This is a genomic window from Variovorax sp. S12S4 (assembly GCF_023195515.1).
Classification (GTDB): domain Bacteria; phylum Pseudomonadota; class Gammaproteobacteria; order Burkholderiales; family Burkholderiaceae_C; genus Variovorax.
On record NZ_JALPKR020000002.1, the window covers coordinates 5,043,759 to 5,064,105 of the forward strand.

Consider the following 20,347-nt stretch of genomic DNA (forward strand, 5'->3'; position numbering starts at 1 on the left):
CATGAGCACTGTTCTTTCCGCCCCACGCACGCCGGAGATCACCACCAAGCTGCCCGCCGTCGGCACCACCATCTTCACCGTGATGTCCGCGCTGGCAACCGAGAAGAACGCGGTGAACCTCGGCCAGGGCTTCCCCGACTTCAACTGCGACCCGAAGCTGCTTGAAGACGTGACGGCCGCCATGGCCGCGGGCCACAACCAATATCCGCCGATGCCCGGCATTCCCGCACTGCGCGAAGCCATTGCCGGCAAGATTGCCGCGCTGTACGGCCACAGCTACAACGCTGCCACCGAGATCACGGTGACCGCGGGCGCCACGCAGGCGATCATCACGGCCATTCTTGCCGTGGTGCGCGCGGGCGACGAGGTCATCGTGCTGGAGCCTTGCTACGACAGCTACGTGCCCAACATCGAGCTTGCAGGCGGCAGCGTGGTGCGCGTGCCCCTGACGCCGGGTACCTTCCGACCCGACTTCGACAAGATTGCCGCGGCGCTCTCGCCGCGCACGCGCGCAATCATCGTCAACACGCCGCACAACCCGAGCGCCACCATCTGGACCGCGGCCGAAATGCGCAAGCTCGAAGAGCTGCTCGCGCCGACCGACGTGTTCGTGATTGCCGACGAGGTTTACGAGCACATGATCTACGACGGTGCGCAGCACGAAAGCGTGGCCCGCTTCCCGGGCCTTGCGGCGCGCAGCTTCATCGTGAGCAGCTTCGGCAAGACCTATCACGTCACCGGCTGGAAGGTTGGCTACGTGGCGGCGCCCGCGCCGCTCATGGCGGAATTCCGCAAGGTGCACCAGTTCAACGTGTTCACGGTGAACACACCCATGCAGCATGCGCTCGCGCAGTACATGGCCGACCCAAAGCCGTACCTCGAGCTTCCGGCCTTCTACCAGCACAAGCGCGACCTTTTTGCCGCAGGGCTCGCCGAAAAGACCCGCTTCAAGCTGCTGCGCAGCGAAGGCAGCTACTTCCAGTGCGTCGACATCTCGGCAGTCAGCGATCTCTCCGAAGCCGACTTCTGCCTGTGGCTCACCAGCGAGATCGGGGTGGCGGCCATTCCGCTGTCGGCCTTCTACGGCAACGTCTTCGACCAGCGCGTGGTCCGTTTCTGCTTCGCCAAGAAGGACGAGACGCTGATCTCCGCGCTGGACCGTCTCGCCCGCCTTTGAGTGGGCTGAGGCGGCTTCAAGGCCGACGCCAACGGTAGGACAGTCCTGACCGCCGAAGGAGCGGCTTTCCGGCGTGTGTTGCGCTCCCGGACACCGAGCATCGATCTCGTAACAACAACGTCCAGGAGAAAAGCATGTCCCTCTCGTTCATTCTGCTGATCATTCTGATCTTGCTGCTGATCGGTGCGCTGCCGAGCTGGGGCTACAGCCGCAGCTGGGGCTACGGGCCAAGCGGTGGCCTGGGCCTCGTCCTGGTGATCGTGATCATCCTGGTGCTCATGGGACGCATATAGCGCTCACTGAAATTTCTCGCACCTGAAGAAGCCCGCGCAAGCGGGCTTTTTTGCGGCCTGCGATCAGGCCTGCAGCTGGGCCCAGGCTTTGTCCAGCCGCTTGATGCTGACTGGCTGTGGCGTGCGCAGTTCCTGCGCGAAAAAGCTCACGCGAAGCTCTTCGAGCAGCCAGCGGAATTCGAGCATGCGATCGTCCACCACGCCCTTGCGCTCCGCCACCAGGCGCCAGTAGCGCTGCTCCTGCGGGCGCAGTTCGGCCAGCTTGGCGGCGTCGCGCGCGGGGTCGGCACGGAGCTTGTCGAGTCGCAGCACGATCGCCTTGAGGTACCGCGCGAAATGCTGCAACTGCGTCCACGGCGCATCGGCAATGAACCGCTTGCCCACCAGGCGCTGCAACTGCTGGGCGGCGTCCTGCACGGCTTCGGGCTGGATCTTGGTGTCCTTGATCTTGCGTGCGGCTGCCGCGTATTCGATCAGGATGGTCGATGCAAGCCGCGCCACCTCGTTCGCAATCAGCGTGAGCCGGCCCCGGCCCTCTTCGAGCCGGCGCTTGAATGCAAACTCGTCGGTGGGCAGCGGCTCCTGCAGAAACGCGCGGTCGATCGCCACGTCGATGATCTGCGTGCGCAACTCTTCCGATGTGCCGAGCGGCATGTAGGCCACCGCCATCTTCTGCAGATCGGGGATGTTCTTCTCGAGGTACTTGAGCGCGTCTTTCAGCTGCAGCGCAAACAGCCTGCGCAGGCCGGCGCGGTGCTTTGCGGCGGCCACGGCGGGCTCATCGAACACTTCGATGGTGACGGCATCGCCCTCGTCGCGCAACGCCGGAAACCCGATGAGCGACTGCGATCCGCGGCGCACTTCCATCAGTTCTGGCAGCTCGCCGAAGCTCCAGCTCGTGTAGCGCTGGCCGGCGGGCAAGCTCGGCGCGGCCTGTGCCGGCGCGGCGGCGTTGCCCTTGGCTTGCGCGCGCCCATCGGCACCATCCGCCGGCTTTCGCTCCGCGGATGCCTTGACGTTGAGCCCCGCCAACGCCTGAAAGGCACCGCGCGCCTGCGCGCCCAGTTCGGCCTTGAGCGCCCCCAGGTTGCGCCCCATGCCAAGCTGGCGCCCATGCTCGTCCACGATGCGCAGGTTCATGAACAGGTGCGGCGGCAGCATGTCGAGCTTGAAGTCGGCGCGCTTCACGTCGATGCTCGTGGCATCGCGCACGCGCTTGAGCAGCACGTCGGTCAGCGAGCCGTGGCCGAACACCTCGGGCGCCGAGAGTTCTTCCGCCAGCTTTGCCGCCGAATCGGGCAGTGGCACCAACCTGGAGCGCGGGCGCTGCGGCAGGCTCTTGAGCAGCGCCTGGATCTTGTCCTTGAGCATGCCGGTGACCAGCCATTCGCAGCGCTCTTCGCTCACCTGGTTGAGCACGAAAAGCGGCACGCTCACCGTGAGACCGTCCTTCGCGTCGCCCGGCTCGTGCAGGTAGCTCGCGGCACAATCGACACCGCCGAGCCGCAGCGTGGGCGGAAACGACTGCGTGGTAATGCCTGCCGCCTGGTGGCGCATCAGCTCTTCGCGCGTCAGGTACAGCAGGCGCGGCTGCTCCTTCGAGGCATGGCGGTACCAGTTCTCGAAGCTGATGCCGCTCGCCACATCGGCGGGCAACTGCGCGTCGTAGAAGGCGAAGATCAGCTCTTCATCGACCAGCACGTCTTGCCGGCGCGCCTTGTGTTCCAGCCCCTCGACCTCGCGCACCAGCTTGCGATTGGCCGCAAGGAACGGAAACTTGCTTTCCCACTGCCCGCCAACCAGCGCCTCGCGAATGAAGATCTCGCGCGCCGCCACCGGATCGACCTTGGTGAAATCGACGCGGCGCCCGCTGTAGACCACGAGCCCGTACAGCGTTGCGCGCTCGAGCGCCGAAACCTGTGCGCCCTTCTTCTCCCAGTGCGGATCGAGCAGTTGCTTCTTCAGCAGATGGCCGGCCACCTGTTCGAGCCACTGCGGCTCGATGTTGGCAATGCCTCGGCCGAAGAGCCGCGTGGTCTCGACCAGCTCGGCCGCAACGATCCAGCGGCCCGGCTTTTTCTTCAGGTGCGCGCCCGGATGGCGGTAGAACTTGATGCCGCGCGCACCCAGGTACGCCTCGTCGTCTTCCAGCTTCCAGCCCACGTTGCCGAGCAGGCCCGCCAGCATCGACAGGTGCAGAGGTTCGTAGCCCGCGGGCTCGGCGTTGATGCGCCACTTGTGCTCGGTCACGACCGTGAGCAGCTGCGAATGGATGTCGCGCCATTCGCGCACGCGGCGGATGTTGATGAAGTTCTGTCGCAGCAACTGCTCGTACTGGCGGTTGCTCAGCTTGTGGGTGTCGCCGTGCCCGCCGCGCGCATCCGCGATCCATTTCCACAGGCGCAGGTAGCCGCTGAACTCGCTCTTCTCGTCGTCGAATTTCGAATGTGCCTGGTCGGCCTGCTGCTGCGCATCCATCGGGCGGTCGCGCACGTCCTGCACACTGAGGGCCGATGCGATGACCAGCACCTCTTCTAACGCGCCGCGTGTGCGCGCCTCCAGGATCATCCGGCCGACGCGCGGGTCGAGCGGCAGCTTGGCCAGCTCGGCACCCGTGGCCGTGAGCTCGTTGGCGTCGTCCACCGCGCCCAGTTCGTTCAGCAGCTGGTAGCCGTCGGCAATCGCACGCGGCGAAGGTGCTTCGAGAAATGGAAAGCGCGCCACGTCGCCCAGGCGCAGCGACTTCATGCGCAAGATGACGCCGGCGAGCGAAGAACGCAGGATCTCGGGATCGGTAAAGCGCGGCCGGCCTTCGAAATCCTTCTCGTCGTAAAGCCGGATGCAGATGCCGTTGGCCACACGGCCGCAACGCCCCGCGCGCTGGTTGGCCGCGGCCTGGCTGATCGGCTCAACCAGCAATTGCTCGACCTTGCTGCGGAAGCTGTAGCGCTTGACGCGCGCCGTGCCTGTGTCGATCACGTAGCGGATGCCCGGCACGGTGAGCGAGGTTTCGGCCACGTTGGTGGCCAGCACAATGCGCCGGCCCGTGTGGCCGTCGAAGATACGGTCCTGCTCGGGGCCCGACAGCCGTGCGAACAGCGGCAGCACCTCGGCGTTGCGCAGCAGCGGCTGGTGGCTCAGGTGGCGGCGCAGGTGGTCAGCGGCCTCGCGGATCTCGCGCTCGCCGGGCAGAAAAACGAGGATGTCGCCCGCGTTGTGCGGATCGCGCCAGAGCTCGTCGACGCCATCGGCAATGGCGTCGTTCAGGTCATGCTCGCGCGACTCCTCGAACGGCCGATAGCGCTGCTCGACTGGGAAAGTACGGCCCGACACGTAAATGATCGGCGCAGGTCCCTTGCCCGAGGCAAAGTGCTGCGCAAAGCGGTCGGCATCGATGGTGGCCGAGGTCACGATCACCTTCAGGTCGGGCCGGCGCGGAAGAATTTCGCGCAGGTAGCCCAGCAGGAAGTCGATGTTCAGTGAGCGCTCGTGCGCCTCGTCGATGATCAGCGTGTCGTAGGCCTTGAGCAGCGGATCGGTCTGCGTTTCCGCCAGCAGGATGCCGTCGGTCATGAGCTTGACCGACGCGTCGCGGCTCAGCCGATCCTGAAAGCGCACCTTGAAGCCGACCACATCGCCTAGCGGCGTTTTCAGTTCTTCGGCAATGCGCTTGGCCACCGAGCTTGCCGCAATGCGGCGCGGCTGCGTGTGGCCGATGAGTCGGCCCTTGCCCGGCGGCGCATTGAGCTTGCCGCGGCCGAGCGCCAGCGCGATCTTCGGAAGCTGGGTGGTCTTGCCCGAGCCCGTTTCGCCGCAGACGATCACGACCTGGTGCGCCTCGATGGCGGCCATGATTTCATCGCGCCGGCCGGAGACCGGGAGCGATTCGGGAAAGTCGATGCGCAAGGGAGCGGAAGGTGTCGTGGTCGTCAAGGGAAAGCTATTCGGAGAAGACGCGGCAGGCAAACCGTCGATTATCGGCGCGCGCCGCCACTGTTGCACGGCTCCCACAATGCGCGGCTGCCACGCAACAGGCGGAGTAAATAGTCTTTACTCCCGCGCAACCCGCCGCTACGATTGCGCCCATGACCTCCTTCCTCGTACCCCCCACTTTGCGCGGCCGCCGCGCAAGCCATGCCCCGGTGCATGGCGGGGTCGAGCTGCCGCGTCCGGCCTGAAGAAGAAGCCCGCGCGTCCGTTGCACCGGACGCCCTGCTCGCTTCCACGGCCGAAGCGCAGCAACCGACCCTCACACAGCATCTGCATTGCCGCCTTCTCGCCCGCGAGGGAGCGGCGGCTTCTTCATTTCCGTTTTTTTCAAGAATTTCCATGTCCAACGACATTCATCCAGACCTGCATGCGGCGCTCTCCGAGCGGACGCGCCATCTGCAGGCAGTTGCCCAGGCGCTCAAGACCGAGCTCTTCGGCATCGACGACATCATCGACCGCGTGATCGATTCACTGCGGGCGTGGTACGTGTTTCCGCAACTCATCAGCCGCCCGGTCATCGTGTGCCTGTGGGGCCTCACGGGCACCGGCAAGACGCAGCTGGTGCGCAGGCTCGCGCAGCACCTGGGCTTTTACGACCGCTTCATCGAAGTGCAGATGGACGGCTTCAGCCACGGCTCGGGCTACAGCAGCCGGGGTTCGATTTCGGCCATGCTGGCCGAATCGGGCATCGACGAAGGCACGCCGGGCATCCTGGTGCTCGACGAGTTCCAGCGCTTTCGCACGCTCGAGAGCAACGGCAACGACGCCAGGGTCGAGCGCTACCAGGACGTGTGGGCGCTGCTCTCCGACGGCCGGCTGCCGCCGGCGCTGTCGATGCTCGGCGAAATCGAGGCCTCGCTCGCCCAGGCCGAATACGAGCAAGACCGCGACGGCCCGCCCGACAAGAAGAAGGCGAAGAAGCGAAAGCTCCACCTTGCCCCCTGGGAAGCGCAGGAAATCAAGCGCTGCCTCAAGCTGCCCGAAACGCTGCTGCAGATCATGGCCTGGAAGCCTTCCGAGGTGCATGCACGGCTGCGCGCCTTCCGCGACACGCAGCAGAGTTGGGAGACCGACTACAGCAAGCTGCTGGTGTTCGTCTCGGGCAACCTCGACGAGATGTATGCCGAAACCGCGCGGCGCGTCGAAGACTGCGACACCGACGCCGACATCTTCCATGCGCTGACGAAGAAGCTCTCGCTGATCGATGTGAAGAAGGCGCTGGCCGAACGCTTCAAGCCCGAACAGGTGGCGCGGCTGGGCAACAACCACGTCATCTACCCGTCGTTCAGCCGGGCCACCTATGTGCAGCTGATTCTTTCGATCTGCGACCGCTACGTGGAAGAGATCCGTGAAAGCTCGGGTGTGCGCTTCATGCTCGAGTCGAGCGTGTACGAGCAGATCTACGCCAACGCCGTTTTCCCGGCACAGGGCACGCGCCCGCTGTTCTCCTCGATCCACGCGATCCTGAGCGCGACGCTGGTCAACGCGGCACTCTGGGCGCTGGAGCAAGGCGCGGGCGGTACAGAGCCGGTGTGGCTGTCGCTTGAAACGACGGGCGACAAGGCTTGCATCGTGGCTCGGTACCGGGAAGGCAAGCGCGAGGTGCGCCGCAGCTTTGCGGTCACGCTCGAGCTCAACCGGCTCAAGCAGCGCTCGAACGAAGACTTTCGGGCCCTGCTGGCGGTGCACGAGGCCGGCCACGGCGTGGCCTACGGCCTGCTGTTCGGCCGCGCGCCGCAGGAGATCAAGATCAACGTCGCGTCTTTCGAGGGCGGCTACAACAGCTACGAAGACCGCAAGGCATGGTCGCGGCAGAACCTGCGCGACCGTATCTGCGTCGGTCTGGCGGGCCGGGCCGCGGAGCAACTGGTGTTCGGCGAACAGGCCTGCACCTCGGGTGCGTCGCAAGACTTCCGCCAGGCCACCGCTTTCGCCGCGCAGTACGTGCGCCATTACGCGTTCGGCACGCGGCTGAGCCGCACCGACGTGGCCAACGACGCCGAGGACAACCTCAACACCGACCTGAAGGCCACCAACCCGGAGATCGAAGCGCTGCTCGCGCAGGAGCATGCACGCGCGCTGGCGCTGCTCGAGGCGCACACGCCGGCCTTCATGGCGGTGGTCGATGCGCTGATGCGCGAAGGCTCCGTGGCGCCGTCGCAACTGGCCGAAATGCTCGACCTGCCCGCCGACGCGGGCGAATCGACCGACGCCTATGCCGCGCTGCTGGCCACCTTCAGGGCACGCAAGCTGCCCGGTTCGGAGCCTCCCGAGGCGCCGGGCGGCCCCGGCGCCGCCCGGCTGCTGCGCGCGTTGGCCTGAGCTGCGCGAACCTTCGTTCAAGAATGCACAATCACGCTCCATGTCCACCGTTTTCAACTTCACCTTCGTGCCCTGGTTCCGCTCGGTCGCGCCCTACATCCACACGCACCGCGGTAAGACTTTCGTGGTCGCCCTGGCGGGTGAGGCGATTGCGGCGGGCAAGCTGCAGAACATTGCGCAAGACCTGGCGCTGATCCAGAGCATGGGCGTCAAGATCGTGCTGGTGCACGGCTTCCGCCCGCAGGTCAACGAGCAGCTCGCCGCCAAGGGGCACGAGGCGCGCTATTCGCACGGCATCCGCATCACCGACGAGGTGGCGCTCGATTCCGCCCAGGAGGCCGCCGGGCAGTTGCGCTACGAGATCGAAGCCGCATTCAGCCAGGGCCTGCCGAACACGCCAATGGCCGGCTCTACGGTGCGCGTGATCTCGGGCAACTTCATTACGGCGCGGCCCATCGGCGTGGTCGACGGCGTGGACTTCAAGCATTCGGGCCTGGTGCGCAAGGTGGATGCGGTGGGCATCCGCCGCACGCTCGACTTCGGCGCCATGGTGCTGATGTCGCCCTTCGGCTTCTCGCCCACCGGCGAGGCGTTCAACCTGACGATGGAAGAAGTTGCGACCAGCGTGGCCATTTCGATCCAGGCCGACAAGCTGATCTTCCTGACCGAAATTCCGGGCATCCGCATCGACAGCGAACTGCCCGAGAGCGAAGACAACCCCATCGACACCGAGCTGCCGCTCGCGGCGGCCGAGAAGCTGCTGGCCTCGCTGCCGCCGCCGCAAAAACCCACCGATACCGCGTTTTACCTGCAGCACTGCGTAAAGGCGTGCAAGGCCGGCGTGGAGCGCAACCACATCCTGCCGTTTGCGCTCGACGGCTCGCTGCTGCTCGAGGTGTATGTGCACGACGGCGTCGGCACCATGGTCATCGACGAGAAGCTCGAGAGCCTGCGCGAAGCCACGGTGGACGACATCGGCGGCATCCTGCAGCTGATCGAGCCCTTCGAGCGCGACGGCACCCTGGTGAAGCGCGACCGCACCGAAATCGAGCGCGACGTGGGCCACTACACGGTCATCGAGCATGACGGGGTGATCTTCGGCTGTGCGGCGCTCTACCCCTACCCCGAGGCGCGCACGGCCGAGATGGCGGCGCTGACGGTATCGCCCCAGTCGCAATCGCAAGGCGACGGCGAGCGCATCCTCAAGCGCATCGAGCACCGCGCCAAGGCCATGGGGCTGGAAAGCATCTTCGTGCTCACCACCCGCACCATGCACTGGTTCTTGAAGCGCGGCTTCCAGCAAGTCAACCCCGACTGGCTGCCCGAAGCCCGCAAGCGCAAGTACAACTGGGACCGCAAGAGCCAGGTTCTGGTCAAGAAAATCTGAACCCATAAAGGACGCCCGCCGCCATGACGCTCGCCACCGCCCTGCTGTTCTCCATCGTGGCGCTGGCCGCCATTGCCACGCCCGGCCCGACCGTGCTGCTGGCGCTGAGCAACGGATCGAGACGCGGCGTCCGCGGCGCGCTGCCGGGCATTCTGGGCGCCGTGCTGTCCGACTTCGTCCTGGTCGGCGCCGTGGCGCTGGGCCTGGGCGCCTTGCTGGCCGCCTCTGAGTTCTGGTTTTCGATGCTCAAGTGGGTGGGCGCCGTGTACCTTGCGTGGCTGGGCATTCGCATGCTGCGCTCCAAGGGCGGCAGCTTCGACGCGCCCAGGGCCACTGCAGGCGGCCCTTCGTCCGCCGCCCCCAAGGAGGGCCGCAAGGTCTTCCTCAAGTCGTTCCTGGTGGCGGTCACCAACCCGAAGGGCTACCTGTTCTGCTCGGCGTTGATGCCGCAGTTCATCGACCCGGCGGCTGCGCAGGGCATGCAGTACGCCATCATCGCCGTGCTGTTCGCCTCGCTCGATGCAGCGGTCATGCTGGTCTACGCCTTCGTCGGCGCGCGCGCCATGCGGCTGCTCACGGCCGACGCGGCCCGCTGGATCGACCGCACCTGCGGCGCGATGCTGCTGGCGCTGGCCGGCTCGCTCGCGTTCTACCGGCGCAGCGGCACCTGAGCCGACCGGAGCGGCCGGCGACCCGTCGCCGATAATCGCTCTCCATGAATCCCCTGCTTTCCAAGCTCCAGCCCTACCCCTTCGAGCGGCTGCGGCTCCTTTTCGAGGGCGTCAAGCCCAATGCCGATTACGCGCCGGTCAGCTTGGGCATCGGCGAGCCCAAGCACGCCACGCCAGAGTTCATCAAGGAGGCGCTGGCGGCCAGCATGTCGACACTGGCGGCCTACCCCGCAACGGCGGGCAACCTGAAGCTGCGCACCGCCTTTACCGACTGGCTGAAGCGCCGCTACGCCCTGCAACTCGACCCGGGCTCACAGGTGCTGCCGGTCAACGGCTCGCGCGAGGCGCTGTTCTCGCTGGCGCAAACGGTGGTCGACGCCAGCAAATCGCCCGCGCCGGTGGTGGTTTCGCCCAATCCGTTCTATCAAATCTACGAAGGCGCGGCGCTTCTCGCCGGCGCTGAGCCCTATTACGTTCCGAGCGTGGCGTCGCGCAATTTCGCGGTCGATTGGGACAGCGTTCCCGAGGCGGTCTGGGAGCGCACGCAGTTGGTGTTCGTCTGCTCGCCGGGCAACCCGACCGGCGCCGTCATGCCGCTGGACGAATGGAAGAAGCTTTTCGCGCTGTCCGATCGCTTCGGGTTCGTGATTGCCGCCGACGAGTGCTACAGCGAAATCTACTTTCGCGACGAGCCGCCGCTCAGCGGCCTGGAAGCTGCTGCCAAGCTGGGCCGGAGCGACTTCAAAAACCTGATTGCGCTCACCTCGCTGTCCAAGCGCAGCAACGTTCCGGGCCTGCGCAGCGGCTTCGTGGCAGGCGATGCCGCCATCATCAAGAGCTTCTTGCTCTACCGCACCTACCACGGTAGCGCCATGAGCGGCACCGTGGCCGCGGCCAGCATTGCGGCCTGGGGCGACGAAACCCACGTGGTCGAAAACCGCGCCAAGTACCGCGCCAAGTTCGACGCCGTCACGCCGCTGCTTGAACCGGTGCTCGATGTGCGGCTGCCGGATGCCAGCTTCTACCTCTGGGCAGGGGTGCCCGAAGTGTGGGCTGGCGACGACGAATCCTTCGCCCGTGAGCTCTACGCTCAATACAATGTTACGGTTTTGCCGGGGAGCTATCTGGCGCGCGACACGGCGCACAGCCCCAACCCCGGCCGCGGCCGCATCCGCATGGCTTTGGTGGCCGAAACTGCCGAATGCGTGGAAGCCGCCGAACGCATCGTCCGCTTCGTCCAATCCGGTGCGCGAAGCCAGCGCTGAACCGCTGCTTTCCCGGCTCCCATTTTTTACCTGAGACTCTCCCATGACCCAGCAACTGCAACAAATCATCGACGCCGCGTGGGAAGACCGCGCCAATGTCTCGCCCACCGCCGCCTCCGCCGAAGTGCGCGACGCGGTCGAGCACGTGATCTCCGAACTCAACAACGGCAAGCTGCGCGTTGCCACGCGTGAAGGCGTGGGCAAGTGGACGGTGCACCAGTGGATCAAGAAGGCCGTGCTGCTGTCGTTCCGCCTGAAGGACAACGAGCAGATGCAGGCCGGATCGCTGGGCTTCTATGACAAGGTGCAGACCAAGTTCTCGCACCTGTCGGCTGGCGAACTGAAGGAATCGGGCGTTCGCATCGTGCCGCCGGCCGTGGCGCGCCGCGGCAGCTACATCGCCAAGGGCGCGATCCTGATGCCTTCGTACGTGAACATCGGCGCCTACGTCGGCGAAGGCACCATGGTCGACACCTGGGCCACCGTGGGCTCCTGCGCGCAGATCGGCGCCAACGTGCACCTGTCGGGCGGCGTCGGCATCGGCGGCGTGCTCGAGCCGCTGCAGGCCGGCCCGACCATCATCGAAGACAACTGCTTCATCGGCGCCCGCTCCGAAGTGGTCGAAGGCGTGGTCATCGAAGAAAACTCGGTGCTGGGCATGGGCGTGTATATCGGCCAGAGCACTCCTATCTTCAACCGCGACACCGGAGAAACCTTCTTCGGCCGCGTGCCGTCCGGCAGCGTGGTCATCAGCGGCAACCTGCCCAAGAAGACCAAGTCGGGCCAGGACTACAGCACCTACGCGGCGATCATCGTCAAGACGGTCGATGCGCAAACGCGCTCCAAGACCAGCCTGAACGACCTACTGCGCGACTGATCGACAGGCTCCCGCCTTTGTCCCGTTAGAAAACAACAGCACCCGAGGAGAGAGACCGATGAACATGATGGAGCGAATTCTTCGTTTGATGGCCGAGCGCAAGGCCTCCGACATCTACCTCTCGGCCCACTCCCCGGTGCTGATCCGCATGAACGGCACCTGCGTGCCGATCAATGCGCAGGTGCTGCCCGCCACAGCGCCGCTCGCGCTGCTGGCCGAAGTGGTGCCCGAAGCCCGCATCCAGGAGCTGGAAAGAACGGGCGAACTCAACATGGCCGTGATGCTCGAGGGCGCCGGCAACTACCGCATCAGCGCCATGCGCCAGCGCGGCAGCTATGCGGTGGTGGTGCGGCACATTGCCTCGACCATTCCCAGCTTTGCCGACCTGAACCTGCCCGACATCCTCAAGACGCTGATCATGGAGAAGCGCGGGCTGATCCTGATGGTCGGCGCCACGGGCGCGGGCAAGACCACCACGCTGGCTTCGATGCTCGACTACCGAAACGAGCACGCCACGGGCCACATCCTCACGGTGGAAGAACCCATCGAGTTCACCTACACCAACAAGAAGTCGCTGGTGAACCAGCGCGACGTGGGCAGCGACACCGAGTCGCTGCAGGTTGCGCTCAAGAACGCGTTGCGCCAGGCGCCCGACGTGATCCAGATCGGTGAAATCCGCGACCGCGAAACCATGACGGCGGCCATTGCCTATGCGCAGTCGGGCCACCTGTGCGTGGCCACGCTGCATGCCAACAACAGCTACCGTGCGCTCAACCGCATCCTGAGCTTCTTCCCGGTCGAGGTGCGCCCCACACTCTTGGGCGACCTGGGCTCGGCCCTGCGCGCCATCGTGTCGCAGCGGCTGCTGCGCACGCCCACCGGCGGCCGCGTGCCGGCGCTCGAAGTCATGCTCAACACGGCCCTGGTGGCCGAGCTGATCGAAAAGGGTGACTTCTCCGCCGTCAAGGAAGCCATGGAGCAATCGATGGCCGAAGGCTCGCAAACCTTCGAAGAAGACATTGCCCGCCTCATCACCGAAGAGCGCGTGACGCGCGAAGAAGGCCTGGCCCAGGCCGACTCGCCGACCAACCTGATGTGGCGCCTGCAAAACCGCGCCGCGCCCAAGCCCAAGACCGAAGACCGCCACCTGACGGACCAGGTCGACGAACCCACCTTTACCGACATCACGCTGGACGTGAAGTTCTGAACCCAGCCCTTCCGGCTTTTTTCCGATGTCCCGTACGCTCCAGCTCGCCGAACAACTCATCTCGCGCCCCTCCGTCACCCCCGAGGATGCGGGTTGCCAACAGATCATCGGCGAACGGCTGGCGCCGCTGGGCTTCACGCTTGAAACCATCGAGAGCGGCCCAGCCGACTTTCGCGTGACCAACCTGTGGGCAGTGCGCCGGCCCACCGGGGCCGCGGCGACGAAGACGCTGGTGTTCGCCGGCCATACCGACGTGGTGCCCACCGGCCCGCTCGAGCAATGGACCAGCCACCCCTTCACGCCCACGCACCGCGGCGGCAAGCTCTACGGCCGCGGCGCCTGCGACATGAAGACCTCGGTCGCCGCCTTCGTGGTGTCGATCGAAGAATTTCTCAAGGCCACGCCCGACCCGAAGCTCACGCTCGCGCTGCTGCTCACCAGCGATGAAGAAGGCCCCGGCGTCGACGGCACCGTCGTCGTGTGCAATGCCCTCGCTGCGCGCGGCGAAGTCATCGACTACTGCATCGTCGGCGAGCCCACAGCCGTCCAGCGCTGCGGCGACATGATCAAGAACGGCCGCCGCGGCACCATGAGCGGCAAGCTCACGGTGAACGGCGTGCAGGGCCACATCGCCTATCCGCACCTGGCAAAAAACCCGGTGCACGCCTTTGCGCCTGCGCTGGCCGAACTGGTGGCTATCAACACGGCCGGCGGTTGGGACGCTGGCAATGCGTACTTCCAGCCCACCAGTTGGCAGATCAGCAATTTCCATTCGGGCACGGGCGCGAGCAACGTGATTCCGGGCAGCGCGGTCATCGACTTCAACTTTCGCTTCTCGACCGAGTCGACACCCGAATCGCTGCAGAAGCGCGTGCACGCGGTGCTCGATGCCCATGGCGTGGACTACACCCTTGCCTGGACTGTCGGCGGCCTGCCGTTTCTCACCACACCCGGCGAGCTGGTGGCATCGGTGCAGGCGGCCATTGCAGACGAAACCGGCATCCAGACCGAGCTATCGACCAGCGGCGGCACCAGCGATGCCCGCTTCATCGCCAAGATCTGCAAGCAGGTTGTGGAGCTCGGCCCGGTCAACGCCAGCATCCACAAGATCGACGAGCACATCGACGTGGCCGAGATCGAGACGCTGAAGAACATCTACAAGCGCACGCTGGAGCGGCTCGAAGTGCTGCTCAACCCATCATGAAGCGCTTGTCTTTCTCCCTCCCTCCCGGGGAGGGCCGGGGTGGGGGCAATCGGCGCATCTATTGGACGCTCTGCCCGCCCCCATCCCAACCTTCCCCAAAGGGGGAAGGAGCAAATCCATGAGCACCGTCATCGAGCTGATCGAAGCCGGCGCCAAGCAGCTGGAAGAGGCCGGCGTCGCCTTCGGCCACGGCACCGCCAACGCGTTCGACGAAGCCGCCTGGCTTGTGCTGTGGCGCCTGAAGCTGCCGCTCGACGACCTGGACGCGGTGGCCGACACGCCCGTGTCCCCGGCCGATGCCGGCAAGGTGCAGGCGCTCGTCGAAGAGCGCATTGCCACGCGCAAGCCCGCCGCCTATCTCACAAAGGAAGCCTGGCTGCAGGGCGTGCCCTTCTATGTGGACGAGCGCGCCATCGTGCCGCGTAGCTTCATTGCCGAACTGATTGCCGACGGCAGCATCGACTACTGGCTGGGCGAGCACACGCAGCGCGTGCTCGACCTGTGCACCGGCAACGGCAGCCTGGCCGTGCTCGCGGCGCTGACCTATCCGGACGTGACGGTGGACGCCGCCGACCTGTCGGTGGAAGCGCTCGAAGTAGCCGCCATCAACGTGACGCGGCACCAACTCGATGCACGCGTGACGCTGATCGAATCGGACGGCCTCAAGAAGGTAGCCGGCCCCTACGACCTGGTGCTGTGCAACCCGCCCTATGTGAACAGCGCGAGCATGGCCGCCCTGCCCGCCGAATATCGCGCCGAGCCTGAACTGGCGCTGGCCGGTGGCACCGACGGCATGGACTTTGTGCGCCAGCTGTTCGCCGACGCGCCTTCGCGCATGAGCGAGCAGGCGGTGCTGGTGCTTGAAATCGGCAACGAGCGCGACTACTTCGAGGCGGCGTTTCCGCAGCTCGAGGTGGTGTGGCTCGAAACGTCGGCGGGCGAGGACCAGGTCTTGCTGGTCACCCGCGCCGCCCTGCTGGCCGGCGCCGGCGCGCGTTAGCTGCGCCTGGCCAAGCCCCCATCGCTTTCCGCAGCCTGCGCTGCGGCCCCTTTATCGGGCGCTCTTCGCCCCTATGCCCCTTTGCGCCAGGCCGTCCGGGGCTGGGCGGGATAATCGCCCCTACGGTTCCTATTTCATGATTACTCTCAAAAACGTCATTCTTCGCCGCAGCGCCAAGGTTCTGCTCGACGGCGCCACCGTCACTCTCAACCCCGGTGAAAAGGTCGGCCTGGTGGGCCGCAACGGCGCGGGCAAGTCGACGCTGTTCGCGCTGCTCAACGGCACGCTGCACGAAGACGGCGGCGACTTTTCAGTGCCCAAGCACTGGCGCATGGCCCAGGTGGCACAGAACATGCCCGAAACCGACGAGTCGGCCACCGAATTCGTGGTGGGCGGCGACACCCGCCTGACCGAGCTGCGCGAGAAGCTGGCCGCCATCGAGGCCGCCTACGAGGCCAACCCCGACGATGGCGACATCGGCATGGAACTGGCCCACGCGTACACCGACCTGGCCGATGCCGGCGAACACGACGCAGTGCCGCGCGCGCAGGCGCTGATTCTTGGCCTGGGCTTCAAGTCGCATGAGCTCGACGAGCCCGTGAACAGCTTCTCGGGCGGTTGGCGCATGCGCCTGCAGCTGGCCCGCGCGCTGATGTGCCCGAGCGACCTGCTGCTGCTCGACGAACCCACCAACCATCTGGACCTGGACGCGCTCGTCTGGCTCGAAGCCTGGCTGCAGAAGTACGCCGGCACCATGATCGTCATCAGCCACGACCGCGAGTTTCTCGATGCCGTGACCGACGTGACCCTGCACATTGCCAACGCCCAGCTCACGCGCTACGGCGGCAACTACAGCAAGTTCGAGGACATGCGCGCGCGGCAGATGGAGCAGCAGCAAGTTGCCTTCAGCAAGCAGCAGGACAAGATCGCCCACCTGCAGAAGTTCATCGACCGCTTCAAGGCCAAGGCCAGCAAGGCCAAGCAGGCGCAAAGCCGCGTCAAGGCGCTGGAGCGCATGGAGCGCGTGGCGCCGCTGCTGGCCGAGGCCGACTTCACCTTCGAATTCAAGGAGCCAGGCAACATTCCGAACCCGATGCTCTCGATCAGCAATGCGAGCTTCGGCTATGAGATCGAAGGCGAAGAGCCCAAGACCATTCTGCGCGGCGTCAGCCGCTCGGTGCTGGCGGGCCAGCGCATCGGCATTCTGGGCGCCAACGGCCAGGGCAAGTCGACCCTGGTGAAGACCATTGCGCGCGAAATGGGCGCGCTGGCCGGCCAGGTGACCGAAGGCAAGGGCCTCAACATCGGCTACTTTGCGCAGCAGGAACTCGACGTGCTGCGCCCGCAGGACACACCGCTCGAGCACATGGTGCGCATGGCGCGCGAACTCGGCAGCAGCGTGAAAGAGGCCACCGGCGAGCAGGCCTTGCGCGGCTTCCTGGGCAGCTTCAACTTCAGCGGCGACATGGTGAAGCAGCCCGTGGGCACCATGAGCGGCGGCGAAAAGGCGCGGCTGGTTCTCGCGATGATGGTGTGGCAGCGCCCCAACCTGCTGCTGCTGGACGAGCCCACCAACCACCTGGACCTGGCCACCCGCGAGGCCCTGGCCGTGGCCCTGAACGAGTTCGAAGGCACGCTGATGCTCGTGAGCCACGACCGTGCGCTGCTGCGCTCGGTATGCGACGAATTCTGGCTGGTGGGCCGCGGTGTGGTCACCGATTTCGACGGCGACCTCGACGACTACCAGCGCTACCTGCTCGACGAAGCCAAGCGGCTGCGCGAAGAGGCCAAGGTGGCCGTGCGCGAGGCCGCAAGTGCCGCTGCACCCGCCGTGGCTGCGCCTGCGCCTGCGCCGGCTGTCACCGAGAGCGAATCCGCTGCCGCCGCCAAGAACCCGCAGCAGCGCAAGCAAGACGCCCAGGGCCGCCAGCAACGCAGCGACCAGGCCAAGCCCATCAAGCGCGAAATCGCGCAGATCGACGAACGCCTGGGCGCGGCAGGCGCCGAACGCACGGCGCTGGAGGCGCGCCTTGCGCAGCCGCTGCCGTCGGCTGAAATTGCCGAAGCAGGCAAGCGGCTGAAAATCCTCAACGAAGAAATCGGCCGCCTCGAGGAGCGCTGGCTGGCCCTGTCGGACCAGCTCGAGGCGCTGGCGGCCTGAACCGAACCTGCAAAGGAGACACGCGCCATGCCGTCCGCCATCGAACTGGCCCGGGGTGACGAAAAGCTCATTGCCGCGGTCCACCGCAGCCGCCGGCTGATCGGCCGCAAGGCCCTGATGGCCGCTGCCGCCAGCGCCATTCCGGTGCCCGGCGTCGATTGGGCGGCCGATGCCGCCCTGCTCTCGCGGCTCGTGCCGCAGATCAGCGCCGAGTTCGGCCTTTCGGTCACCCAGGTCGAAAAGCTCGCGCCGCACCAGCGCGAGCGCATCCAGAAGGCTGCCACCACGGTTGGCGCCCTGCTGGTGGGCCGGCTGGTCACGCGCGACCTGCTGATCAAGCTCGCCAGGCATGCCGGCGTGAAGCTCACGGCCAAGCAGGCCGCCAAGTACGTGCCGATTGCCGGGCAGATCGTTTCGGCCGCGTTAGGCTACGCCGCCTTGCGTGCGTTGGGCGAGCAGCACATCAAGGACTGCGTGCGCGTCAGCTCGACCCTCGCCTTATCGCCTCCCGAACCGCACGCGCCCGCCTGAAGGCGCAGTCGTCGAACAGCGCAAGGCCGACGCAAGCCGCGGTGACCAGACCTGAAATGGCCAGCCCACCCAGGCCGTAGTCACGCAGGCGAATTCCGTAGAAGAGCGCTGCGGCAGACAGCAGCGCCAACAGCGCGCAAAGCGCCCGGTCGAGCCACAGGCCCGGTGTCGATGGCCTTTGCATGGTTCAGCCCATGGGGTGAACCTGACCGCGGCACGGCTTTATGCCACGTGCTCGTTTTTCCGTTTGCTTTCGCGTTGGCCCTGAGGCTTTCGGCGCCAGCACCAACTTGCGTGGTTTCATGGCAAATACTCCCTTTCAACTATTCTAGAGTCCAAGTTGAATATTCGCCTGCGCTTAAATCTGCGCCCATGGAGACTATTGCAGCGCGTGCACTGGCAGCACGCAAATACGCCAAGATGACCCAGAAGCAGGCCGAAGCCGCTTCGGGCGTCAAGCAGTCGAACATCTCGAAGATCGAACGGGGCGACACCGGCCGCTCGATGGGCCTGCTCGCCCTGGCTCGCGCGTATCGCGTCGACCCCAACTGGCTCGACACCGGCGACGGCCCCGCTCCATGGGACGAAGTGCAACTGCGTCCGGCCCGAGACAACGCCAATGAACCTCCCGGCCCATACCGCGTCACGCGAACGCCGCCCTCGAGCCCTTCATTCAGCCCGGGCACGCCCGGTACGGTGCCGCTCATTGCATGGACGCAGGCGGCCACATGGACCGGCGGCGCCGGCCGAGGCCCGATCGATGCCGAGCGATGGATTCCCTGCGTTGCGCATCACAGCGCCGGCAACACCTATGCATTGCGCGTGCGCGGCGACAGCATGACCGCCCCGCACGGCCACCTGAAGAGCTACCCCGCGGAATCGATCATCTTCGTCGACACGCTGCGAACAGCGCCCGCCGACGGCGAACGCATCATCGCCAGGCTCGAGTCGAACAACGAGGTCACGTTCAAGGTCTTCAAGGAAGAAGACGGCCGCCGCTGGCTGCTGCCGTTGAACCCCAGGCACGAGCCGATCCGCGCGGAGTTCATCGTGCTGGGCACCGTCATCGGCAAGTGGGAAGACGAAGACTGACGCACGCGCCAGGTCAGGTTGCGTGCAGGTTCGGCGGGCACAGTAGAGGCTCCTTCTCCCCGTGGCCTGCATCCTCTCTGATCCTCCCTCCTCCAGCAGGTCACCTTCCAGCCCGCCCTTGTGCGGGCTGTTTTTTTGGCAAACAAAAAAGCCTGCTATCTCTCGACAGCAGGCTTTCAATATTCACGCGATTCGGGTGGTAGGACGTACTGGATTCGAACCAGTGACCAACGGATTAAAAGTCCGCTGCTCTACCAACTGAGCTAACGTCCCGGAACCATTTTCTTCTTCTTTGCCAGAGTTGAATCCGGCAAAGCCAAAGATTATAGCGCGACGTTGCTCGCGATTTTGTCGAGAACCCAACCTGCGGCGCATTGGCCGAAAGTGGCCGTCACGCTCACCACTGAACCGTAGCCATGGCAGTTGAGCGAGCCGTCACCTTCGATGGCGCAGGAGGCATCGGGCGGCGCAACGCTTTCGCGGCTGAAGACGCAGGCCACGCCGATCTTGCGGCCTTCGCGTGGTGCGCCGTGTTCCTTGCGCAGGCGCTGGCGCAGCTGGGCAAGCAGCGGGTCGTGCGTGACGAGCGAAAGGTCGTCGATGTCGACCTTGTGCGCCTGCCGCTTGCCGCCGGCCGCACCCACGGTGACGAAGGCGGCGCGCGATGCGCGTGCCCATGCCGCCATCGCGAGCTTGGCCTTCACCTGGTCGCATGCATCGATGACGGCGGTTGCGGGCCCGTTCTCGGCCTGCGACGCATCCAGCAGCGCAGTCCAGTTGCCGGGCTCGACGAATTCGTCGATGGCGAACACCTTGCACTCGGGGTTGATCTGCGCAATGCGATCGCGCATCGCCTCGACCTTGGCTTGCCCTACGGTCGAATCGAGCGCGTGGATCTGGCGGTTGATGTTCGACTCCGAAACGTGGTCGAGGTCGATCAGCGTCAGCCGCCCCACTCCGCTGCGCGCCAGGGCTTCGACCGCCCAGGAGCCGACGCCACCGATGCCGACGACGAGCACATGCGCGTTGCGGATGCGCGCGGCGCCCGCCACGCCATAGAGGCGTTCGAGGCCGCCGAAGCGGCGCGCAAAGTCAGGCGCCGCGGTGTCGGTGACGACAGCCGCGGCGGCGTTCAGTGCTTCCGGAAGGATTGCATTCAAGCGGAGTGCT

16 protein-coding genes and 1 tRNA gene are annotated in these 20,347 nt (G+C 65.8%); 13 read left to right on the top strand and 4 right to left on the bottom strand.

Features of this window, described 5'->3' with window-relative positions:
- Position 1: 1 nt before the first annotated feature.
- Both M0765_RS24730 and M0765_RS24735 read left to right on the top strand, forming a co-directional pair.
- On the top strand, positions 2–1,177 hold the full coding sequence (locus tag M0765_RS24730; protein WP_258506515.1) for a pyridoxal phosphate-dependent aminotransferase: 1,176 nt from the start codon (positions 2–4) through the stop codon (positions 1,175–1,177).
- A 134-nt stretch (positions 1,178–1,311) separates the two neighbouring features.
- Positions 1,312–1,470: a DUF3309 family protein gene (locus M0765_RS24735; RefSeq protein WP_157614004.1), complete on the top strand. Its 159-nt coding sequence runs from the start codon at positions 1,312–1,314 to the stop codon at positions 1,468–1,470.
- 63 nt (positions 1,471–1,533) lie between these two features.
- On the opposite strand, the gene hrpA is transcribed toward M0765_RS24735, so the two are convergent.
- Positions 1,534–5,322 carry an ATP-dependent RNA helicase HrpA gene (gene hrpA, locus M0765_RS24740; RefSeq protein ID WP_446751613.1) on the bottom strand — a complete coding sequence of 1,263 codons (3,789 nt, stop codon included), beginning with the start codon at positions 5,320–5,322 and terminating at the stop codon, positions 1,534–1,536.
- Positions 5,323–5,799: 477 nt separating this feature from the next.
- Between hrpA and M0765_RS24745 the strand changes: the two genes are divergently transcribed.
- The 10 genes from M0765_RS24745 to M0765_RS24790 all read left to right on the top strand — a co-directional run bounded on the left by M0765_RS24745 (position 5,800) and on the right by M0765_RS24790 (position 18,085).
- Positions 5,800–7,782, top strand: a complete 1,983-nt coding sequence (locus tag M0765_RS24745; protein ID WP_258506539.1) for an AAA family ATPase — start codon at positions 5,800–5,802, stop codon at positions 7,780–7,782.
- A 40-nt stretch (positions 7,783–7,822) separates the two neighbouring features.
- Positions 7,823–9,169, top strand: coding sequence for an amino-acid N-acetyltransferase (gene argA / locus M0765_RS24750; protein WP_157614007.1), 1,347 nt, complete (start codon positions 7,823–7,825; stop codon positions 9,167–9,169).
- Positions 9,170–9,192: 23 nt separating this feature from the next.
- The gene (locus M0765_RS24755) at positions 9,193–9,840 is read left to right on the top strand and encodes a LysE family translocator (protein WP_258506543.1); all 648 of its coding nucleotides are present in this window, start codon (positions 9,193–9,195) and stop codon (positions 9,838–9,840) included.
- Positions 9,841–9,884: 44 nt separating this feature from the next.
- Complete coding sequence (dapC, locus tag M0765_RS24760; protein WP_258506547.1) at positions 9,885–11,105, top strand: succinyldiaminopimelate transaminase; 1,221 nt, start codon at positions 9,885–9,887, stop codon at positions 11,103–11,105.
- A 43-nt stretch (positions 11,106–11,148) separates the two neighbouring features.
- Positions 11,149–11,982, top strand: coding sequence for a 2,3,4,5-tetrahydropyridine-2,6-dicarboxylate N-succinyltransferase (gene dapD / locus M0765_RS24765; RefSeq protein ID WP_258506548.1), 834 nt, complete (start codon positions 11,149–11,151; stop codon positions 11,980–11,982).
- Positions 11,983–12,040: 58 nt separating this feature from the next.
- The gene (locus tag M0765_RS24770) at positions 12,041–13,189 is read left to right on the top strand and encodes a PilT/PilU family type 4a pilus ATPase (protein ID WP_126745953.1); all 1,149 of its coding nucleotides are present in this window, start codon (positions 12,041–12,043) and stop codon (positions 13,187–13,189) included.
- A 25-nt stretch (positions 13,190–13,214) separates the two neighbouring features.
- Complete coding sequence (gene dapE / locus M0765_RS24775; protein ID WP_258506551.1) at positions 13,215–14,393, top strand: succinyl-diaminopimelate desuccinylase; 1,179 nt, start codon at positions 13,215–13,217, stop codon at positions 14,391–14,393.
- 118 nt (positions 14,394–14,511) lie between these two features.
- Positions 14,512–15,393 carry a 50S ribosomal protein L3 N(5)-glutamine methyltransferase gene (gene prmB / locus M0765_RS24780; protein ID WP_258506553.1) on the top strand — a complete coding sequence of 294 codons (882 nt, stop codon included), beginning with the start codon at positions 14,512–14,514 and terminating at the stop codon, positions 15,391–15,393.
- A gap of 136 nt (positions 15,394–15,529) precedes the next feature.
- A complete protein-coding gene (locus M0765_RS24785) occupies positions 15,530–17,554 on the top strand; it encodes an ABC-F family ATP-binding cassette domain-containing protein (protein ID WP_258506556.1) in 2,025 nt (674 codons plus the stop codon).
- A 27-nt stretch (positions 17,555–17,581) separates the two neighbouring features.
- Positions 17,582–18,085, top strand: coding sequence for a hypothetical protein (locus M0765_RS24790; protein WP_157614029.1), 504 nt, complete (start codon positions 17,582–17,584; stop codon positions 18,083–18,085).
- Here the strand turns inward: M0765_RS24790 and M0765_RS24795 are convergent.
- Positions 18,036–18,269 carry a hypothetical protein gene (locus M0765_RS24795; protein ID WP_258506558.1) on the bottom strand — a complete coding sequence of 78 codons (234 nt, stop codon included), beginning with the start codon at positions 18,267–18,269 and terminating at the stop codon, positions 18,036–18,038. The genes M0765_RS24790 and M0765_RS24795 overlap by 50 nt on opposite strands.
- Before the next feature lie 188 nt (positions 18,270–18,457).
- Here M0765_RS24795 and M0765_RS24800 point away from each other — a divergent pair, with 188 nt between their 5' ends.
- On the top strand, positions 18,458–19,177 hold the full coding sequence (locus M0765_RS24800) for a helix-turn-helix domain-containing protein (RefSeq protein WP_258506559.1): 720 nt from the start codon (positions 18,458–18,460) through the stop codon (positions 19,175–19,177).
- Between the two features lie 197 nt (positions 19,178–19,374).
- Here M0765_RS24800 and M0765_RS24805 read toward each other — a convergent pair.
- Together M0765_RS24805 and M0765_RS24810 are read right to left on the bottom strand one after the other, a co-directional pair.
- Positions 19,375–19,450, bottom strand: a tRNA-Lys gene (locus M0765_RS24805).
- Between the two features lie 50 nt (positions 19,451–19,500).
- On the bottom strand, positions 19,501–20,337 hold the full coding sequence (locus M0765_RS24810) for a tRNA threonylcarbamoyladenosine dehydratase (protein WP_443303441.1): 837 nt from the start codon (positions 20,335–20,337) through the stop codon (positions 19,501–19,503).
- Between the last annotated feature and the right edge of the window lie 10 nt (positions 20,338–20,347).